Source organism: Collinsella sp. AF15-51 (assembly GCF_003462845.1).
GTDB lineage: Bacteria > Actinomycetota > Coriobacteriia > Coriobacteriales > Coriobacteriaceae > Collinsella.
In genome coordinates this window covers 1-20,355 of record NZ_QRYG01000008.1, presented here as the reverse complement: position 1 = coordinate 20,355, position 20,355 = coordinate 1, and the positions used below count along the sequence as shown (strand labels likewise).

Sequence of the window (20,355 nt, the reverse complement as noted above, 5' to 3'; positions counted from 1 at the left end):
ATCTACACCGTCCTGATGCGCGGGTTGATGAGCAGGTAGAGCATGTCAACCACGATGTTGATGATGATGAAGGCAAGAGCAACGACGATGACGACGCCCTGAACCAGGTTCGCCTCGTTGCCCTGAACGCCCTGCAGGATCGCGGTGCCCATGCCGGGGAGGTTGAAGATAACCTCGATGACGACGGCGCCGCCCATGAGGTAACCGATCTTAAGACCGAGGGTGGTGACCGGGGTGATCAGCGCATTGCGAAGTACGTTGATGCCGACGACGACCTTCTCGGGAACGCCGGCGCCGCGAGCCATACGGACATAGTCCTTGTCGAGCTCCTCGACCATGGCCGTACGCACGATACGAGTCATCTGACCCGTCAGCGGGAAGGCAAGAGCAATGGCGGGCATGATCATACGTCCCAGATAGCCAGCCGGGTTGGTGGTGAAGTGAGGCAGAGCACCGGACGCCGGAAGCACCTTAAGGTAGGAAGAGAACAGCAGAATCAACAGAACGGCAAGCCAGAACGACGGGGTTGCCAAGCCAGCGATGGAGAAGACGCGGATCACTTGGTCCGGCCATTTATCGCGATACAGTGCCGCGATGACGCCGAGTAAAAACGAAACGACCGCGCCGATGGCAAGACCGATGAAGGTCAGCTGCATCGTGACGGGCAGGGCAGTGGAGATGCGCTTGGCAACGGAGTTGCGAGCAGCACCATAGGTGCCCATGTCGCCATGGATCAGATCGCCCATGTAGCGCACGTAGCGCACGGGCCAGGGGTCGTCCAGACCATACTTCTCATGGTACTCGGCAACCGCCTCGGGCGAGGCACCGTCACCCAACGCCGTATAGGCGGGGTCGGTCTTGGAGAACGACATAAGGAAGAACACCAGGACGGTGACGCCCAATGCCATGATCGGCAGCGCCACGAGACGCCTTCCAATCAAACGTAGCAAGTTGTTCACGTTCTCTCCCCTTTCTTTTGTCGGTAGGACCAACTGGTATATGAGTACGGATACTCATTACAAGACCCGAGCGACATCGTTGCCGCCCGGGTCTTTGTTTCAACTATGAGGATACGGTCCCAACGACCGACATCCTGCATACAGACTCAAGCGAGCCTTACGCCTTGACGGTCGCGACGCCCCTGAAGGACATGCTCGTCGTGCCGATGCCCTTGAAGCCATCGAGGGCCTCGCCGTTGGGCGCAGTGGACGGATCGTCCCAGGAAGCGGAGACGGTCTTGACGTGGACAACGGGGTACAGAACAGCGTTGTCGGCAATGATGTCGAAGCACTCGTTCCACTTCTTCTGCTGCTCGTCGCCCTCGGCGGCAAGAGCCTCGTCCATGAGACTGTGGAGCTTCTGCCACTCAGCGGACTCCTTCCACGGGCAACGGGTCTGCATCCAGACGTTGTCGCCGTACCACCAGTTAAGCAGCAGGTCGGGGTCGGCGCCGAAGCAGGAAGGATCGCCAGGGGCAAGGAGGATATCGTAGGCCTCGCCGCCGTCGATGGCAGCGTAGGTGGCCGGCGAGGTATCGGTCTGGATGGTCACATCGAAGCCGAGAGCGTCGAGGTCGTTCTTGACCTGGGCGGCCATGCCCTTGATCTGCTCGTTGTCGGTGGTGCGCAGGGTGATGGCACCCGGGGTGATGCCAGACTCCTCGATGAGCTTCTTGGCCTTCTTGGCGTCGGTCTTGTACACCGTGGAAGCCTCATGATAGTTGGTGAAGCTCTTGGGCAGGTAGCAGCTGGCAGCGGTGGCAAGGCCGGCGAAGGTGTTGCTGACCATCTTCTCGGTGTCGAGTGCATACATGACAGCCTGACGGACCTTGACGTTGTTCCAAGGCTCCTTGGCGACGTTGAACATGATGAAGCGGGTGCCGAAACCCTGAACGTTATCGATCTTGCAGCCGGCGCTCTCGAGCTGGTCGACGGCGTCAGCGGTAACGAGCTCCATAACGAGCGTGGAGCCCTCCTGCTGAGCGGTAACGCGAGCGGTGGGGTCGGTCAGGATGCTGTACTGGATCTTCTTATCCTCGGCAGCATACTCACCGTTGTACTCGGGGTTGGGAACCAGGGTGATCTCGGTATCGGAGATAGAGTCGTACATCCAGGGGCCGGAGCCGATCGGCTGCTTGGCGCGATCCTCCTCGGTCTGGGTGGCCGGGGTAACGCGGACGATGGCCAGACGATCCTTGAGCAGGGAGAAGTTGGGGACCTTGGTCTTGACCGTCACGGTGCTGGCGTCCTTGGCCTCGATGGACTCGAAGGGCTGGAAGAACGGAGCATACGTAGCAGAAGCGGCGCAAGCGGTGTAGGAAGCGACGACATCGTCAGCGGTGACCTCGGTGCCATCGGAGAACTTGGCGCCCTTGCGGATGGTGACCTCGAAAGTGGTGTCGTCCACAGACTTGGGATCGTCGGTGGCGAGCTCGTTGAAGGTGCTGTAGTCGTGGTAATCGATGCCGTAGAGGCCCTCGACGACGTGCCAGTTAGCACCCAGGCCCACAGCGGAGCCGGTGCTGGCGGGATCGAAGCTGGACGGAGCGTAAGCGGAACCAGCGGTGATCACGCCGCCGCCACGGTTGGCGGAATCGGTGGAACCGGAAGCGGAACCCTCGTCGCTAGAGCTGCCACCGCAGCCGGTGAGACCAAGCCCTGCGACAGCAGCGACGCTGCCGGTGAGGCCGAGGAACGAACGCCTGGACATACCCTTGTTGATGATGGCCATGTCTTCTCCTATCAATAGAGAATCTTACCCGGGAGCACCTAGACGTGCCCCCGCGCAACTTGCGGACGATATATACCTTACCTACCGACGAACCCAAGTGAGGTGCCGCGCTCGGCGACCGATACATACATCCGCTTGAACGGTATTTACTACCGTTCGCCGAATTCATTGACAAATGATTCGACAGACAGTATGTATCGACGAGGTGAGATATCAGTCTTCGTCAACCCGCAGGATAGCAGTGTTGTTCACCATGGTTAGTCAAACGTTTTAGCGTTAATTAAACCCGAAATCGGCTGGTAATCGCCGTGAAATAAATGATTGAAAATCACGCAATCATGTATATCAGTTGTTTAGAGGCGTGTTTAGTTTTCGGATTGCTTTGCCGCCGCCTCGGCGCGCTCGGCATTCCATGCAACGAGCGCCTCGTGAACCGCTTTGGCGACATCGGCAGGAACGCCTCGAACTTCCGCGATCTCTTGCTCGCTCGCCGCGCGCAAACGCTTCATCGAGCCAAAATGGCGCATAAGGGCACGTTTTCTGGTGGGTCCCACGCCTGGAACGTCATCGAGTACCGAAACCGTCATGGCTTTATCGCGCAATTCGCGATGGAACGTGATGGCAAAACGGTGCGATTCATCGCGCACCTGTTTAATTAGATAGAGCGACGCGGACCCGGTCGGCAGCACGACTGGAGTCTCGTCCCAAGGCACGAAAACCTCCTCATCGGCCTTTGCCAAGCCACAAACTGGTATATCGAGCCCAAGAGCCTCAAGTTGCTTGATCGCAGCGGTCAATTGCGGCTTACCGCCATCGACAACGAGCAAATCGGGGCGCGAGCCAAAGCGCTCGTCGGCCATACGCTCGGGAGCATAACGTCGTCCCAAAACCTCGGACATCGACACGAAGTCGTTTGCCTCGTCCAATTCGGCCTGAATTTTAAAACGACGATACTGACTCTTGTCGGCGCGCCCGTTGGTAAACACCACCATCGAGGCGACCGTAAAGGTGCCATGCAGTGTAGAGATATCGAAGCACTCGATACGCAACGGCGGCGATGGCAGCGCCAACGCACTTTCGAGCTCCAGGAGCGCTTGATTGGTGCGGTCGTCAGCGTACCCCGTTCGCATCATGTAGCGCATGAGAGCATGGCGCGCATTTTTGGATGCCATATCGAGCAGACGGTGCTTTTCGCCACGCTGCGGCCTATGGAGATGGCAGGAACGCTCACGCTTGCCCGCAAGCCACTCCCCCAGCGCCTCCGCATCCTCAAGCTCGACGGAAAGGTTGACCTCAGCTGGAATATCAGCCGTCTCGTCGTAATAGCGCTTAAGAAAGCCCGACTGGAGCTCTTCCTCGTCAGCATCAAGACCCTTGTCGAGAATGAACTCGCAGGTGCGAACTGTTCGGCCCTCGCGAACGACGAAGACGCAAGCGGCGGAGATGGTCTCCTCGCGATAGAAACCGATGACATCTATATCGACACTGGAGGGAAAAACGACTTGCTGACGATCGTCCAGACCCCTGATGACCTCCAAACGACGTTTGACGCGTGCCGCGCGCTCAAAGTCGAGCGCCTCAGCGGCATCCGTCATCTCGGAGGTCAGCTCATCGACGACATCCTTGCGATGGCCCGACAAAAAGCGCTCGACACGCTTGACGTTCTTGGCATAGTCTGCCGGGGAAATCGCGCCGACACACACACCCGGGCCGCGCCCGACATGGTAGTCAAAGCAGGGGCGCCCGTTTTGCGCGCAAATCATATTGACGATGTCTTCCTCGCCCTTGTGGGACTCGACGATACGGCGACAACGACGCCACTCCGCACAGGATGCGGAGCAGATGGGGATAACCTTGCGCAGCGTATCTATCGTCTCACGTGCCGCGCGGCTATCGGTATAAGGTCCAAAATAGCGCGTTCCCGGCTTATGACGCTCACGCGTGTATTTGATAGCGGGATACAGGTCGCCCTTTGTAATGGCGATAAAGGGGTAGCTCTTGTCATCCTTGAGGTCGACGTTAAAGTACGGATGGTACTGACCAATCAAATTGCGCTCGAGCACCAACGCCTCGTGCTCGGTCTCCACCACGATATAGTCAAAGCTCGCCACCAGCTGCATCATAAGCGGGATCTTCTGGCGCTCGTCCTGCAGCGTCACGTACTGACGCATACGAGCGCGCAGGTTTTTCGCCTTGCCCACGTAGATGACATCGCCCTTGGCGTCTTTCCAAAGGTAGCAGCCGGGCTGCGTGGGAACGCGCGAAACCTGCTCGGCAAGCGTTGGAATGTTGTCGTGACCGGCCACGCGCACCTACTTGCGACGAAGCAGCGCCGAGACCTCGGGCATCTTAAGGATGACGGCAAGGCCAAAGGTAACAGCAAGCGAGACGACACCCGCAACGCAAACGTAGCCAAGAGTAATCAGAATCGAGCCGCCAAGTGCCCCGACAAAGCGTTCAAGCGCCCACATGACGCCGGCGCCTGCGGCAGCACCCAGGCCACCGAGCAAAAGGCCAAAGAAACCGCCATGCAGGATGGATTTAACCTGAAGACCACGCAGGCGGCGACGCAGCCACCACAGCGAACAGCCGACCAAGATCACGTAGTCGACGACATACGAAAGCGCGATTGCCGGCATACCGAAGCCCAGCACAACGCCAAACAGCAGAACCGAGCCGGCCTGGCCGATGGCGGAATACAGGCAATAGCGGCTATAGGGCTTCATGTCGAGCAAGGCAGAGAAGCTCTTCTGCATCAGCACGACCACGCCGTAGAGCGGCAGCGAGAACGCCAGGTAGACAAGGAACTCGGACACCAGCGCCACACCGGACTCATCGAACTTGCCAGCGCAGTAGATCATGTTGAGCGGACGCGCGAAGACAATCAGGTACAGCGCGAACGGAACCAGGAAGAACAGCATCTGGGCGACGCCACGCGAAATGCCCGTGCGAACGCTGTCGTAATCCTTCTCCTGTGCGTCGTGAGAGAGCTCGGTATAGAGCGCCGTCGAAAGCGAGGCGGCAATCAGCGCGTAGGGCAGCGTGTACCACAGGCGCGCATAGGCGATGACGGAAGGACCGGTCTCGGGCTGGACCACCAGCGCGGCAGCGTTCGTGATAGAAGTCGAGACAAACATGCACACCGTAGCGAGCAGCGTCGGGATACCGAGCGCAATCGTCTGGAGCAGTGCGGGGTCCTTAAAGTCGATATGGATATGGGGATGCACGCCGTGCTTGCCAAGCGCGGGGATCTGACAAGCCATCTGAACAAAGACACCGAGGGTCGTACCGGCCGCAATCAAGATGATGCCGGCACGTTCGCCAAACTGTGCGGACACGGGCGCAAAGCCCATAAAGCTCGCAATGACGATCACATTGTTGAGGACCGGGGCAAACGTCGACCAGAAGTAGTCGCGGTGTGCGTTGAGAACGCCCGAGAACACCGAGCCCAAACCATAAAACAGAATCTGGATGGCGAAGAAACGGAACATGAACGCAGCGGTATCCATGCTGCCGCCGTCACCCGAAAGGAACGATTGCGTCCAAATAAAGCCCGGAGCGAACACGGTCCCCAGCAACGAAATGCCACCCAGCACCAATAGCAGAATACCGAGCAGGTTGCCCACGTACTCGTTCGAGGCCTCGCGACCCTGCTCACGCCTCACGCCCATGTACACGGGCAAAAACGCCGTCACGAGCATGCCGCCCATCACGAGTTCGTAGAGCATATTGGGCAGGTTGTTGGCGACCTGATAGGAGGACGAGAGCAGCGACATGCCGATAGCGGCCGCCATTGCCCATGTGCGGATAAAGCCGGTGACGCGAGACACGATGGTCAGGATGGTCATAAGCCCGGCGGAACGACCAACCGTGGAGTAGTCCGACGAGCCCATATCATCAGTGCCATCTCGCGACGAAGAAGCTTCGGATGAGGGTGTCTGAGGCGCAGATTCTTTTGCAAAATGAGCTCCGCACTTCAATTCTTCCTGCGGCATCGCTCAGTCCTCTCTCGTAATCGGGGCGACCGTCGCCCCGCAAAATGCAATTAAATCATCGGGTGCAAGCTCAAGCTGATAACCACGCTTGCCTCCCGAAATAAAAATGGTATCCCAAAGGACACATGTCTCATCAATGAGCGTCCGGTAGCGTTTTTTCATACCGACCGGACTGCAGCCGCCGCGAACGTAGCCAGTCGCCGCAAGCAAATCCTTCACATGCATCATGGCCAAGGACTTCTCCCCCGCGGCACGCGCGGCGGACTTTAGATCGAGCTCGTCGGCAACAGGGATGCAGCACACGACGTGGTCGTTGGACGGCGTCACGCAGACCAAGGTCTTAAATCCTTGTCCGGGCTCCTCGCCAAGCTGCTCCGAAATCGCGACCCCCAGGCCCGCCGACTCATCACCATCGTCTTCGTACGTATGTAGAACATAGGAAATGCCGGCGCTTTCCAGCTCGCGCATCGCATTGGTTTTTGGCGTCTTTACAGCCTTTGCCATGGCATATCCTTTCCCTCGCATTCGGACGCAAGGATTAAGTATATGTCCAATTCGGCTGCATACGTCACTTCGACACAGCAAGCGCCATCGAATCACAAGGAGTCGATGGCGCCCATAAACTGAATCGCCTATTTATTGAGCATCAAGTTGAGCCTGACGCTCCCGGTCACGCCTGAGCAACGGCGCCAAAAACTTGCCCGTATAACTCTGCGGACAGTCCGCAACCTGCTCCGGTGTGCCCGAAACCACGACGGTTCCGCCGCCGTTACCGCCCTCGGGGCCCATATCGATCAGGCGGTCGGCAACCTTGATAACATCAAGGTTGTGTTCAATCACCAGCACCGTGTTGCCCGCATCGACCAAGCGCTGCAGCACATCGAGCAGCTGGCGGACGTCCTCAAAATGAAGGCCGGTCGTCGGCTCATCCAAAATATAGAACGTCTTGCCCGTCTGGCGTCGATGAAGCTCCTTGGCGAGCTTCACACGCTGCGCCTCGCCGCCCGAGAGCGTCGTGGCGGGCTGGCCCAGGCTCACGTAGCCCAAGCCTACATCGTACAGCGTCTGGAGCTTGCGCTTAATCTGCGGGATATTCCCAAAGAAGGCCAGTGCCTCGGTGACGCTCATGTCGAGCACGTCCGAGATGGTCTTACCACGGTAGGTGACCTCAAGCGTCTCGCGGTTATAGCGTTTGCCGCCGCAGACCTCACAGGGGACATAGATATCGGGAAGGAAGTGCATCTCGATCTTAATTTGTCCGTCGCCCTTGCATGCTTCGCAGCGACCGCCGCTCACGTTAAAGGAGAAACGTCCCGGCGAGTAGCCACGCGCCTTCGACTCCGGCGTACTCGCAAACAGCGCGCGAAGATCATCCCACAGGCCAATGTACGTAGCAGGGTTGGAACGCGGCGTGCGGCCAATCGGCGACTGGTCGATATCGATAACCTTATCGATACACTCGATGCCCTCGATTTTCTTATACGGACCCACAGGGCGCGTCGAACGGTGAATGGCATTCGTAAGGGCAGGTGCGATGGTGTCGGTAACCAGGGAGCTCTTACCCGATCCCGACACGCCGGTAACGACCGTAAGCGTACCAAACTCGATCTTGGCGGTAACGTTTTTGAGGTTGTTGGCGCGGGCGCCCGTGATCTTAAGGCAGCCGCGACCGGGCTTGCGGCGTTCATCGGGAACCCGAATCATTCGCTTGCCGGTCAGGTAGGCACCCGTCATCGAATCGGGGCACGCCATGATATCGGCAGGCGTTCCCGCGGCGACCACGTGTCCGCCGTTCACGCCCGCGCCGGGGCCCATGTCGATCACATAGTCGGCAGCACGAATCGTATCCTCATCATGCTCGACGACGATGACGGTATTGCCGATATCGCGTAGGCGCTCAAGCGTCTTGATCAGGCGCTCGTTATCGCGCTGATGGAGGCCAATCGATGGCTCGTCCAAAATGTACAGGACACCCATGAGGCCGGCGCCGATCTGCGTTGCCAGGCGAATGCGCTGGGCCTCGCCTCCGGAAAGCGTCGCCGAGGCACGATCGAGAGTCAGATAGTCGAGTCCGACATCGACCAGAAAACGCAAGCGCTCCAGGATTTCCTTGACGATGCGCCCGCCGATAAATTGTTGGCGCTCGGTAAGCTCCAAGCCCTCAAAAAACTCGAGCGACTCGCGGCACGATAGGCAGCAGACCTCGTAAATGGACTTACCGCCTACGGTAACAGCGAGCATCTCGGGGCGCAAACGAGCGCCGTGGCAGCTCGAGCACGGCTCCTCGCGGATGTACTTCTCCAAGCGCGCCTTGGTGTTCTCATTCGTCGTCTCGGTATAGCGCTCGTACAGGATATTGCGCACGCCCGAGAACTTGGTGTCCCACTGGCTGCGGCGCCCATCGAGCTTTTGATAGTCGACCGAAATCTTCTGGTCGCCCATGCCGTCTAAAAACGCGCGACGCACCCGCGGAGGCAGATCCTCCCACGGCGTATCGACGCTCACCTTAAAGTGTTTGCAGACCGCAGCGAAAATCTGCGGATAGTAGTTAGAGTTGCCAAACAGGCTGCCAAAGACCCCGTCGGCGATCGACTTCGAGGGGTCTTCGATTAGGGCCTCGGCATCGACCGTCTTCTTAAAGCCCAGGCCATCGCACTCTGGGCACGCGCCATAGGGCGCGTTGAACGAGAAATCACGCGGCTGCAGGTCATCGATGGAGTGCCCATGCTCCGGGCACGCTAACGCCAGCGAATACTCCAGCAACTCGCCTTCGGTCCCCTCGGGAGCGTCGCGGTCGGGCAGCAAGTATACGTTCACATTGCCGTGCGCCAGCGCGGTCGCCTGCTCAACAGACTCGGCGATACGGCCCAGAGAGTTCTCACGGATCACGATGCGATCGACCACGACCTCGATATCGTGCTTGAACTTCTTGTCCAGATCGATCGGATCGTCGAGCGAGCGCACTTCACCGTCGACACGCACGCGGCTAAAGCCCTCGGCGCGAAGGTCCTCAAACAGTTTGGTGTACTCGCCTTTTCGCCCGCGTACCACCGGTGCTAGCACAAACGCGCGGCGGCCCTCCCCCGCCGCCAAGACCTTGTCGGCAACCTGATCGGTCGTCTGACGCTCAATGACACGGCCACATTCGGGACAGTGCGGGGTGCCCACACGGGCGAACAGCAGGCGCAGATAGTCATAAATCTCGGTTACGGTGCCAACCGTCGAGCGCGGGTTCTTGGATGTCGTCTTTTGATCAATTGAGACAGCCGGCGAAAGGCCGTCGATTGAATCCAAGTCGGGTTTGTCCATCTGGCCCAAGAACTGGCGCGCATAACTCGAAAGGCTCTCGACGTATCGACGCTGGCCCTCGGCATAGATAGTGTCGAATGCCAGCGAACTCTTGCCCGAGCCAGAAAGACCGGTAATGACCACGAGTTGGTCACGCGGAATGGAAACATCGATATCACGGAGGTTGTGCTCACGAGCGCCGCGAATAACGATAGAAGAATCAGACATGGAAGCTCCTTGCCTCCTATTGCATCGAATCATACTGCCGATGAGTTTAGCGCACTCGACGCGCACAGATGTTCGTAATACAAGATTCGCAGACCTTTAGCTTTGCGTATCGGGCGCTTTGTTTCTCGAAATGCCGTGGAAAGGTTACAGTAATCTAATACTGAACTTAATTTGCTGTACCAGAGGAACGTCCATGACCGAAGATATCCCCCTTGAAATCACTTCGAGCGACATGGCCAATCTGCCCATATTCATCGCCGTCCTTATCGTGGCCGCCGTCGTCGTGCGCGTGTATTTTTCAATCAAACGCAACGAAAAGCCACCCATTGCCCGCGTCTTTTGGTGCGCGACGCTCCTCATCCCGCTCGGCGTGGTAGCTGCATGGGTTACGAATCAATTGCTCGTAAATGAGGGCAGCTCCCTATGGGTCCTTTCTTATTCGGCGCTCGGTGCTGCCGCCGTCATGCTTCTTGTCGAGCCCTTGGTTTCGGGACTTATCGACCAAACCGACCTTGCGACGGGAACGGTTGCCTGTATTTGCCGTGACATCCTTGTCATCGCCGCTGTTTCAGCGCTCTCGTTCGTTTCACTCGAAATTGCCTGCAACGAAACGTTCTATCGCATTCCCGCCAACTCATTCGGGTTTTCCGTCGGGCTGCTCGCGACGGTTCTGCTCTCCCTTTATTTGCTGGGACAGCGTCATGGAGGCGTCATGGCTCTCGTGCCCGTCGTCTGCTGCATCCTTGGCATTGCCGAGCACTTCGTCATAACGTTTAAAGGCGAAGCCATCCTGCCAAGCGATATCTTGGCCCTTGGCACCGCAATGGAAGTGAGCGAGGGATACGAGTTTACCTTTACCGCCGGAATCGTAACCTCTCTCGCCCTGCTGGAGATTTCCCTGGGGCTTCTTTCGCTCATCCGACCGCGAAAGCTCCGTACGCCCACCCATGTCTTCCCCGCTATCGCCGCTAACCTCTGTGCTTTTCTGCTAGTGACCGTTGTGGGGCTCTCAGGCTTTTCCAACATCGACTTGGAGCAGGCGCTGGATTTTGGATTTGACCGTTGGCAGCCCATCACCACGTATGCGTCTCAGGGTTTTATCACTTCGTTCACCGAAATGGTCAACGAGTTGCCCATTGAGAAGCCCGAAGACTATACGCCCGATGAGGCGCAGAGCATCGAGCAGGAGCTCGCCGCCGCCTACGACAGCACATATGGCTCGAGCGAGCAGCGCGCGGCGGCCGTTGCCCAGTTCAATGAAATCAAGCCGACGATTGTTGCCGTCATGAATGAGAGTTTTAGCGACCTTTCGTGCTTTGAGCAGCTCCAGACGGCCGGGTACAACGGCCCCGCATTCTACAACTCGCTTCCCGACACACTTGTTCGCGGCACCATGCTCGCTTCGGTCGCCGGTGGCGGAACGGCTAACTCCGAATTCGAATTTTTGACCGGAGCGACAACGGCCTTTGTCGGATTAGGCAAAATCCCCTATCAGCTGTATCAGATGAATGGCGTCAACAGCCTGGCAAAGAACCTTAAAGAGCTTGGGTATACCGCCACCGCTATGCACCCGCAAAACCCCGTCAACTACCATCGAGATAAAATCTATCAGCAGCTGGGCTTTGGAGACTTTCTTTCAATCGGCGATTTCGAAGGTGCGCCCTATTACCATGCCGGCGTATGCGACTACGCCACCTACGACAAGATACTCGACCTGCTTAGAACCGACGAAGCCCCGCAGTTCATCTTTGACGTCACGATGCAAAATCACGGCGGCTACGACTATGGCACCGTTCCCGCCGAAGAGCTGACAAACTATTGGGTCGAGGGAGCCAGCGAAGGCGCCAACAGCGCGCTCAACACCTATCTCACCTGCATCAACGCATCCGACCGGGACCTCGATTACTTTATCAACGAGCTCCGCAATATCGGCAGACCGGTTGTTCTTGTCTTTTTTGGCGACCATCAGCCGAGCGCCGCAACGACTCTCAACGACGAGCTGTACCCTCAGGAAGATACGGCAAGCCACGCTTTCCGTATCTATCAGTCGACATATCTCGTCTGGGCTAACTATGAGATCGCCGGCAATACCGAGCTCAACGTCTACGACACCGTCGGGGCAAACGAGATTGCAGCCATTACCCTTAATAAGATCGGCGCCCCGCTCACCAATTACCAAAAGGCCCTGCTTGCGACAAGGTCAGATGTGCCCACCATCAATGTCGCCGGCTATCTCGGTGCCGACGGGCTGCGCTACGACTTGGAATCGGAAGACAGCCCATTCGCCTCGACGATCGACAAGCTGCAGCGCATGCAGTACCTCGAGTTCGCCAGCAAAGTTCAGTAAGCCCGCCCATTCGCTTGGGCCCATCATATTGCAAGCGCACTCGGCCCAAATGCATCGCAAATGACTCCCGCTCGCAAACGAGGGTACAATGACGCTCGTGTCACATCGCGGGGCCCCGGCCCCAGCATATACAAAGGAGTCATACATGGGTTGCGAACACGCACAGGCCGCCGGCGGACAAACGTCGCCATCGCAATTTGAGGAGAACACGCTGTCCGAGGTCAAGCGCGTCATCGCCGTGCTTTCCGGCAAGGGCGGTGTCGGCAAGTCGTTTGTCACCGGCGCCATCGCCACCGAGCTTGCCCGTCACGGCCACAAGGTCGGCGTCCTCGATGCCGACATCACCGGTCCCTCTATCCCCAAGATGTTCGGTATGAGCGGACGCCACGTCCATGCCCTTGGCAACCTTATGCTGCCCGAAATCTCCGGGCACGGCGTCAAGGTCATGAGCTCCAACCTGCTGCTCCAAAACGAGACCGACCCCGTCCTTTGGCGCGGTCCGGTCATCGCAGGCGCCATTAGGCAGTTCTGGAGCGAGACCTCGTGGGGCCCCATCGACTACCTGCTGGTCGACATGCCTCCGGGAACAGGCGACGTCGCGCTCACCGTCTTCCAGTCGCTGCCGGTCGACGGCATCGTCATCGTCACGAGCCCGCAGGATCTGGTCTCGATGATCGTCGCCAAGGCGGTCAACATGGCCGAGAAGATGAACGTCCCCATTCTGGGCATTGTCGAGAACATGAGCTATATTGAGTGCCCCGACTGCGGCAAGAAGATCGAGGTCTTTGGCAAGAGCAAGCTCCCCGAGGTCGCAGAGCGCTATAACCTCGACATCTTGGGCCAGCTTCCCATTAATCCGGCACTCGCCGAGGCCTGCGATAAGGGCGAGGTCGAGACCGCGCTGCCCGATGGCATGTTGCCCAAGGCAGTCTCTGCCGTCGAGGCTATTACCCCGCACGAGACCGACGAGGCCTAAGTGAACGCGAGCGCCCTCTATGACGTCTTGGTAATCGGCGGCGGGGCTTCAGGCCTCGCCGCCGCCATTACGGCCGCACGCGCTGGCAAAAGCGTCTGCATCGTTGAGCGCGATGTCGCCTGCGGCCTCAAGCTCCTTGCGACCGGTAACGGCCGTTGCAACCTCTCCAACGAATCGATTGATCCTCAGCGGTATAACCACCCCGCATTCGTCGAATCCGTCATGGGCCCCCAGCCCGAACAAGAGCTTATGGGTTTCTTCTCCTCGCTGGGCATCATGACAACCTCCGAGGAAGGCCGGCTGTACCCGCGCTCCCTTCGCGCCGAATCGGTGCGCGACGCACTTCTCAACGCTTGCGACCGCCTAGGTATCACCTTAATCTGCGGAGCCAACGTTGCCTCGGCGTACAAAGCTTCTGAAGGCTGGGCACTCCAAATAGACCGTCCAGCGCGGGCGCTCAAGGCAAAAAAGCACGACGACCGAAAATCGGAGCTCCGCTCGCTTCGGAAGGCGCTCGCCGATGTCCCTCGCAAGAACGAGGCCCTGCAGGCACATGCCGTAATTATCGCTACGGGCGGCAACCCCACCGGTATCGCCGATACGTTTCGCCTTCCCCTCACTTCGCTGCGCCCCATCCTCTGCCCCGTATCGGCAACGGTCGTTGGCGATCGAGCGGCACTCAAGACGTTGGACGGCCTGCGCGTCCGCGCCTGCTTGACGCTCGCCCGCAATCATAATGAGCTCTGGCACGAAGACGGTGAAGTGCTGTTTCGAACCTTCGGTATCTCGGGCGTCGCTGTCTTCAACCTCTCTCGTCGTATCCAGCACGGCGATACGATCCTGCTCGACGTTTTCCCCGACCTCTCCAAAGACGAGCTGCTCGATACGCTCAACCGACGCGTTGAACTGCTCGGCCGCTTTTCACCCCGCGATCCCCGTTGGCTCGACGGCATGCTCGCCCCGCAACTCTCCCGCGTCGTCTGCACAGCGTTCGAGCAGTGCCATCCAGGCTCCAACGATGTCATCCATCTGGTCTCGATCCTCAAGCACTTTAAGCTGTTTGCCGAGGGGACGACCGATGAGCGCTCGGCGCAGGTCACGCGTGGTGGCGTATCTGTCGAGAGCATCTCAACACCCAGTCTACGCGCGCGCAGCGTTGTCGACGCCCCGCTTTACGTCTGCGGCGAAGCGCTCGACATCGACGCCGATTGCGGAGGCTTTAACCTTGCGTGGGCCTGGCTCTCGGGCATTCGCGCTGCAAGCAGCCTGTAGCCGCGCAGTCTATAATCAAAAACGCATTCGGGCCGTCTGGGATACCGGACGGCCTCTTTCTTGCCTCTAAGGAGACCTCGATGATCGAAATCACCCAAGTCAACGCGTCGCTCGATGAAGCCGACGATGAAAATGCCTGTCTCATTGTTGGCAAGCGAGTCGCCAAGCGCGTCCTACGTTGCAAGGACTCCGAGATCAAGTCCATCGAGCTCCACCGCAAGTCAATCGACGCTCGCAAAAAACGAGACGTCCATTTTATCCTGAGCTTTCGTGTTGAGCTGACTAGTCCCCACCTCGAGCGAGAAGCGGTCGACAGCGTTGCCGAGCGTGACCGCTCGCGCGTACGCGCGATAGAAGACGATGAGCCTTCATTCCCCTCCCCCGCCTCCGACGTACCTCAAGAACGCCCTGTCGTTGTCGGCGCCGGATGCGCCGGCCTTTTCGCTGCGCTTACGCTCGCCGAAGCAGGTCTTAAGCCCTTGCTCATCGAGCGCGGCGACCCGGCATTTCGCCGCTCGCAGGCGATCGACCTCTTTCTAAAGGAGCGCATCCTCGACCCCGAGAGCAATATCCAGTTTGGCCTGGGCGGCGCGGGGACCTTCTCGGACGGCAAGCTCAATACGGGAACCAAAAATCCCGCCCATCGCCTTATCCTCGAAACCTTCGTCGAGGCGGGTGCGCCCCGCGATATTCTGTGGGATGCCAAGCCGCACATTGGCTCCGACATCCTTCCCACGGTCGTCACCGCTATATCCCAGCGCATCGAGCAGCTCGGAGGTGTCGTCCGTTATCGAACGAAGCTCGTCGACATTCGCATCGACGCGTCTGGCGCCATCACCGGTATTGATGTCCAATCGTCCCAAGACACCGCTTGCGAGCCAATCGAGACAAAGCACCTCATCCTCGCCTGCGGGCATTCTGCTCGCGATATTTTTGAGCTCCTTAAGGACCACAACGTGGTCCTCGCACAAAAGACCTTTGCCATGGGCGTTCGCATCGAGCATCCGCAGCGCGACATCGACCGAGCCCAATTCGGAGCCTCGGCGGGACATCCTGCCCTCGGAGCAGCCCCCTACAAGCTCGTCGCCCATCTTCCCAACGGCCGCAGCGTGTTCTCGTTTTGCATGTGTCCCGGCGGGCAGGTTGTCGCCGCCTCTTCCGAGCAGGGCCACTTGTGCGTCAACGGCGCCAGTCTCAATGCCCGCGACGGACGCAACGCAAATGCCGCCCTGCTCGTTAACGTCACGCCTGAGGACCTTCCCAACGATGACCCACTCGCCGGCATCGAGCTCCAGCGCGCCTGCGAGGCGGCCGCCTACCGCCTGGGCGGTTCCAACTGGAACGCACCGGCACAGCTCGTCGGAGATTTCCTCGCAGGACGCGCCAGCAAGGCGCCCGGAAAGGTAAAGCCCACCTATCCGCTCGGTGTGACCTGGACGGCAATTGACGAAGCCCTGCCGCAGCATATCGTCGAGTCGCTCCGCCTGGGACTTCCCCTACTTGGAAAAAAGCTACGAGGCTACGACCGCTCCGATGCTGTCCTTACCGGCGTGGAGACTCGCTCGAGCTCACCGGTCACCGTCACCCGAGACCGAACATGCCATGCCGTGTCGACCCCGGGCCTCTACCCTTGCGGTGAGGGAGCTGGATATGCCGGCGGCATCATGAGCGCCGCCACCGACGGCATCCGTTGTGCCGAAGCCCTGATCGCAGACCTCTAACGCACGAATTCCAGCGCGCAAAAGACGCATGCCCCGAGCTCCGCAGGGAACTCGGGGCATGTTCGCTATTTCTTAAACCGTGCACCCTGGCGTTTTCTGCCCGATGCGAACGTGGAACCCTTGCGAGCCTGCGAACGTAAGCGCTCGATCGTCTCGTCCTCAGACGCACCCTCGAGCATCGCCCGAATCTGAACGACGGCATCGCGCAGGTGCGCCGCCTCCTCAAAGTCCATGGCGGCAGAAGCGTTACGCATATCCTCTTCCATGGTTTCGACGATCCGCACGAGCTCGTCATGCGGCAGTTCTTCCAACTGCTCCGCAAGTGTCTGCTCGGGCGCCACCGTTTCCGGCACGCCACCCTCGCCCGACTCATCGGGCGTATAGAATGCGCCATGGCCAAGAGAGTCGCCCTTCGAGCGTCCCTTGGAACCCACGGTTTTTTCGGCCTCGGCAATAAAACTTGAGATGTCGTTGATGGCCTTGCGCACCGTCTTGGGCACAATGCCATGCTCTTCGTTATATGCCATCTGAATCTCGCGACGGCGCTGCGTCTCCTCGATGGCCTCTTTCATCGAATCGGTCACAACGTCAGCATACATGATGACTTCGCCATCGGCGTTACGGGCCGCGCGGCCAATCGTCTGAATCAGCGAACGGCGGTTGCGCAAGAAGCCTTCCTTATCGGCATCGAGAATTGCCACCAGTGAGACCTCGGGAAGATCCAAGCCCTCGCGAAGCAGGTTGATGCCAACGAGAACATCGATCTTGCCCTCGCGCAGCGTTCGCAGGATCTCGACACGGTCCATTGTCGCCGTATCAGAATGCATGTAATTGACCTTAATGCCCGCATCAAGCAGATGGTCGGTCAGGTCCTCGGCCATGCGCTTGGTCAACGTGGTCACCAGCACGCGCTCCTTGCGGGCAACGCGCTCGCGAATCTCGTCCTCAAGATCGTCAATCTGACCGCGAACCGGACGCACATCGATCTTGGGATCGAGCAGGCCGGTCGGACGAATAATCTGCTCAACATCGTTCTGGCTCACCCGCAGCTCGTAGTCGCCCGGCGTGGCCGAAACGTAGATGAACTGGGGGATCCTTGCCTCAAACTCATCGAAACGAAGCGGGCGGTTATCGAGTGCCGAAGGAAGGCGAAAACCGTGTTCCACCAGCGTCACCTTACGCGAGCGGTCACCTTCGTGCATGCCGCGAATCTGCGGCACCGTCACATGGCTCTCATCGATGATGCAGAGCATGTCCTTAGGGAAGTAATCGATCAGGGTAAACGGCGGCTCGCCCGGTTTTCGACCGTCCAGATGACGCGAGTAGTTCTCGATACCGTTACAAAAACCCATGGTCTCGAGCATCTCGAGATCATAGTCGGTGCGCTGCTGCAGACGCTGTGCCTCGAGCAACTTGTCGGTCGCCTTGAGCTCGGCCACACGCTTCTCGCACTCTTCACTGATTGATTTCAGAGCCGCCTTGACCTTCGGCTTCTCGGTCACGTAGTGCGATGCCGGCCATACGGGGATGGCCTCGTACTCACGAAGCATCTCACCGGTAACCTCATCGATCTCGGCAATAAGCTCAACCTCGTCGCCAAAGAACTCAAACCGCAACGGATGCTCGGCATAAGGCGGATACACGTCGACAACATCGCCGCGCACGCGGAACGTGCCGCGCGCTAGGTCATAGTCATTGCGATCATATTGAATGTCGATAAGTGCATGGATAAAGTCATCGCGCTCGAGCGGCACCTTCTTGTCGACGTTTGGAGCCAGACCCGCATAGTCCTCAGGAGAGCCAATGCCATAGATACACGAGACCGATGCGACAACGATCACATCGCGTCGAGAGAGCAGTGACGCGGTCGCCTGATGGCGCAGCATCTCGACCTCTTCGTTAATCGAGGAGTCTTTCTCGATATATGTATCGCTTTGCGGCACATACGCCTCGGGCTGATAGTAGTCGTAGTACGAGACAAAGTAGACCACAGCGTTGTTGGGAAAGAACTCTTTGAGCTCGCTCGCAAGCTGAGCGGCGAGCGTTTTATTGGGAGCCATGACCAGCGTCGGCTTCCCCAGGGCCTCAATAGTCTTAGCCATCGTGAAGGTCTTGCCCGAACCAGTCACGCCCAGCAAAACCTGATAGCGATCTCCGTCCCTCACACCCTGCACAAGCGACTCAATGGCCTTAGGCTGAGAACCTGCAGGCTCATAGGGAGACACGACCTCAAACGGCACCTCAGAGCCCTCAACGCCAAAACGTTTGAGCTCTCCTCCAACACGCTCAACTTCAAATTCCGCCATGGATACTCCTAACTCATATATCTGCAGTATACGCAGGCGGCAGGCATAGTCCTATACGAACCGATCGGGATAGAGGGTCTTGTAGCGAACCCAGGCATTATTGACACGAATCAGATACGCCTGCGTCTCGGGAAAGGTGATTGCATTATGAAGCGACGTGCTCTGCTGCGCCCATCCGTCGACATTGCCCATGCCGGCGTTATAGGCGGCAATGGCGCTGTCAGTCGACCCGTTAAAATACGTTAGAAGATACGAAAGATACGCACAGCCAAACTCGATGTTCGTAGCGGGATCGTTAAGGTTGTCGGCGGAATACTCGCTACCATCGACAAGACCCTTGGCAATCATATCCTGGGCAGTCTCGGGCATCAGCTGCATCAATCCCCGAGCGCCTTGATTCGACTCAGCCTCGGGATCCCAATTCGATTCCGACTTTATGACAGCACACACCAGATATGGATCAAGATTGTGCGAAATGCTCGATTGCTTTACATACGCCTCGTAGTCAATTGGATACAAAGGCTTAAAGAAGGCGGCAGGAGCATACGAGTAGACGAGCGAAATAAAGCCGAAGACGAGCACAACGGCAAGTGGCGCAACGCGATACCACGTAAAGAAACGTGTCTTAGGCATCGGCCTCCTCCTTATCCGTTACATCCCCGAAGCCATGGCGCACAAGCCATGCGTCCAGTTGTTCAAAGAGCGAATTATCGCCTCCCGCATTATCGATTACCGTCGTAGCGAGATTGCAAAGCGAAGCCTCATCAGGTTGGCATGCAGAGCGAGCATCAAAATCAGAGGACTCCATACCACGATGAATGGCACGCTCGCGACGAACTGCCAAAGGAGCACTGATAACCAGAATTTCATCAGCCAGGCCAAAAGCATCCTCAAAACCAGTCGGGGCAGAAACCTCGACAACCGCAAAGGGATAACGGGGGGACGAAACCGTACAACAAACCGGATCGAGAATCCTAAGCGAAAGCTGTTCAATGAGAACGGGGTGCACAAGGCCATTGAGCCGTGCGACCGAATCAGGAGAAGCGAAAGCTCGAGAAGCGAGGATGCTGCGGCGAATGCCGCCCTCCTCATCCAAAATATCCCAGCCAAATTCTTCCGCGAGGGCATTGACGATATCGGAGCCTGGCACATACAGCGATTTGGCAAGCTCGTCCAGATCGATAAGCATGGCGCCATGAGATTCGAGATAGCGGCAGGCAGTCGACTTACCCGAAGCAATATTGCCCAAGACAAAAACGGTAAACATCAAGTCCTCCCTAACGCCAATGGGAGTTATTATCGCGCAAATACAAAAGAAGGACTCAAAATACAGCCAAACAGTAAGACAAGCTAAAAGAAGGCGAGTTCTTGTATTACAGCTCTTTATAAAACGCAAAAAAGGGGGAGGCCGCGAGGCCTCCCCCTTCTTCAAGTCATCAGACGGCTCGGTGCCGTCCACCGGTCAGCGGCGCCCTGGCCTCCCACGGGCTGG

General features: G+C 58.2%; 13 protein-coding genes. 4 read left to right on the top strand and 9 right to left on the bottom strand.

The window, feature by feature from the left end; all coding sequences use genetic code 11:
• Positions 1-2: 2 nt before the first annotated feature.
• From DWW51_RS05245 to uvrA, 6 genes are all read right to left on the bottom strand, one after another.
• On the bottom strand, positions 3-959 hold the full coding sequence (locus DWW51_RS05245) for an ABC transporter permease (RefSeq protein ID WP_055251823.1): 957 nt from the start codon (positions 957-959) through the stop codon (positions 3-5).
• A gap of 157 nt (positions 960-1,116) precedes the next feature.
• Positions 1,117-2,730: an ABC transporter substrate-binding protein gene (locus DWW51_RS05240; RefSeq protein WP_117647497.1), complete on the bottom strand. Its 1,614-nt coding sequence runs from the start codon at positions 2,728-2,730 to the stop codon at positions 1,117-1,119.
• Positions 2,731-3,095: 365 nt separating this feature from the next.
• Positions 3,096-5,036 carry an excinuclease ABC subunit UvrC gene (gene uvrC / locus DWW51_RS05235; RefSeq protein ID WP_369832564.1) on the bottom strand — a complete coding sequence of 647 codons (1,941 nt, stop codon included), beginning with the start codon at positions 5,034-5,036 and terminating at the stop codon, positions 3,096-3,098.
• A gap of 6 nt (positions 5,037-5,042) precedes the next feature.
• Positions 5,043-6,623 carry a murein biosynthesis integral membrane protein MurJ gene (gene murJ, locus DWW51_RS05230; RefSeq protein WP_117773752.1) on the bottom strand — a complete coding sequence of 527 codons (1,581 nt, stop codon included), beginning with the start codon at positions 6,621-6,623 and terminating at the stop codon, positions 5,043-5,045.
• 105 nt (positions 6,624-6,728) lie between these two features.
• Positions 6,729-7,229 (bottom strand): Cys-tRNA(Pro) deacylase, encoded by a 501-nt coding sequence (gene ybaK / locus DWW51_RS05225; RefSeq protein ID WP_089573609.1) that lies wholly within the window; start codon positions 7,227-7,229, stop codon positions 6,729-6,731.
• Positions 7,230-7,361: 132 nt separating this feature from the next.
• The gene (uvrA, locus tag DWW51_RS05220; protein ID WP_099431427.1) at positions 7,362-10,241 is read right to left on the bottom strand and encodes an excinuclease ABC subunit UvrA; all 2,880 of its coding nucleotides are present in this window, start codon (positions 10,239-10,241) and stop codon (positions 7,362-7,364) included.
• A 193-nt stretch (positions 10,242-10,434) separates the two neighbouring features.
• Here uvrA and DWW51_RS05215 point away from each other — a divergent pair, with 193 nt between their 5' ends.
• From DWW51_RS05215 to DWW51_RS05200, 4 genes are all read left to right on the top strand, one after another.
• The gene (locus DWW51_RS05215) at positions 10,435-12,588 is read left to right on the top strand and encodes an alkaline phosphatase family protein (protein ID WP_197032181.1); all 2,154 of its coding nucleotides are present in this window, start codon (positions 10,435-10,437) and stop codon (positions 12,586-12,588) included.
• Between the two features lie 145 nt (positions 12,589-12,733).
• Entirely contained in the window at positions 12,734-13,564 is an 831-nt protein-coding gene (locus tag DWW51_RS05210) for an Mrp/NBP35 family ATP-binding protein (RefSeq protein ID WP_117773750.1), read from the top strand.
• The gene (locus tag DWW51_RS05205; RefSeq protein WP_117773749.1) at positions 13,565-14,836 is read left to right on the top strand and encodes an NAD(P)/FAD-dependent oxidoreductase; all 1,272 of its coding nucleotides are present in this window, start codon (positions 13,565-13,567) and stop codon (positions 14,834-14,836) included.
• A gap of 80 nt (positions 14,837-14,916) precedes the next feature.
• Positions 14,917-16,557 (top strand): NAD(P)/FAD-dependent oxidoreductase, encoded by a 1,641-nt coding sequence (locus DWW51_RS05200; protein WP_117655644.1) that lies wholly within the window; start codon positions 14,917-14,919, stop codon positions 16,555-16,557.
• 65 nt (positions 16,558-16,622) lie between these two features.
• Here DWW51_RS05200 and uvrB read toward each other — a convergent pair whose 3' ends face one another.
• The 3 genes from uvrB to coaE are packed head-to-tail and all read right to left on the bottom strand — an operon-like array spanning position 16,623 to position 20,130.
• Positions 16,623-18,863 carry an excinuclease ABC subunit UvrB gene (gene uvrB, locus DWW51_RS05195; protein WP_117773748.1) on the bottom strand — a complete coding sequence of 747 codons (2,241 nt, stop codon included), beginning with the start codon at positions 18,861-18,863 and terminating at the stop codon, positions 16,623-16,625.
• Between the two features lie 51 nt (positions 18,864-18,914).
• Complete coding sequence (locus DWW51_RS05190; protein ID WP_089573603.1) at positions 18,915-19,496, bottom strand: lytic transglycosylase domain-containing protein; 582 nt, start codon at positions 19,494-19,496, stop codon at positions 18,915-18,917.
• Positions 19,489-20,130, bottom strand: a complete 642-nt coding sequence (gene coaE, locus DWW51_RS05185) for a dephospho-CoA kinase (RefSeq protein ID WP_117564883.1) — start codon at positions 20,128-20,130, stop codon at positions 19,489-19,491. Before coaE ends, DWW51_RS05190 begins: the two co-directional genes overlap by 8 nt.
• Positions 20,131-20,355 lie beyond the last annotated feature (225 nt).

Bases quoted from the DNA above. Each gene is read 5' to 3' on its own strand.
- murJ (WP_117773752.1), bottom strand. From the start codon at position 6,623: ATGGGCTCGTCGGACTACTCCACGGTTGGTCGTTCCGCCGGGCTTATG.
- uvrA (WP_099431427.1), bottom strand. From the start codon at position 10,241: ATGTCTGATTCTTCTATCGTTATTCGCGGCGCTCGTGAGCACAACCTC.
- DWW51_RS05190 (WP_089573603.1), bottom strand. From the start codon at position 19,496: ATGCCTAAGACACGTTTCTTTACGTGGTATCGCGTTGCGCCACTTGCC.
- DWW51_RS05215 (WP_197032181.1), top strand. From the start codon at position 10,435: ATGACCGAAGATATCCCCCTTGAAATCACTTCGAGCGACATGGCCAAT.
- ybaK (WP_089573609.1), bottom strand. From the start codon at position 7,229: ATGGCAAAGGCTGTAAAGACGCCAAAAACCAATGCGATGCGCGAGCTG.
- DWW51_RS05200 (WP_117655644.1), top strand. From the start codon at position 14,917: ATGATCGAAATCACCCAAGTCAACGCGTCGCTCGATGAAGCCGACGAT.
- DWW51_RS05210 (WP_117773750.1), top strand. From the start codon at position 12,734: ATGGGTTGCGAACACGCACAGGCCGCCGGCGGACAAACGTCGCCATCG.
- uvrB (WP_117773748.1), bottom strand. From the start codon at position 18,863: ATGGCGGAATTTGAAGTTGAGCGTGTTGGAGGAGAGCTCAAACGTTTT.
- coaE (WP_117564883.1), bottom strand. From the start codon at position 20,130: ATGTTTACCGTTTTTGTCTTGGGCAATATTGCTTCGGGTAAGTCGACT.
- DWW51_RS05240 (WP_117647497.1), bottom strand. From the start codon at position 2,730: ATGGCCATCATCAACAAGGGTATGTCCAGGCGTTCGTTCCTCGGCCTC.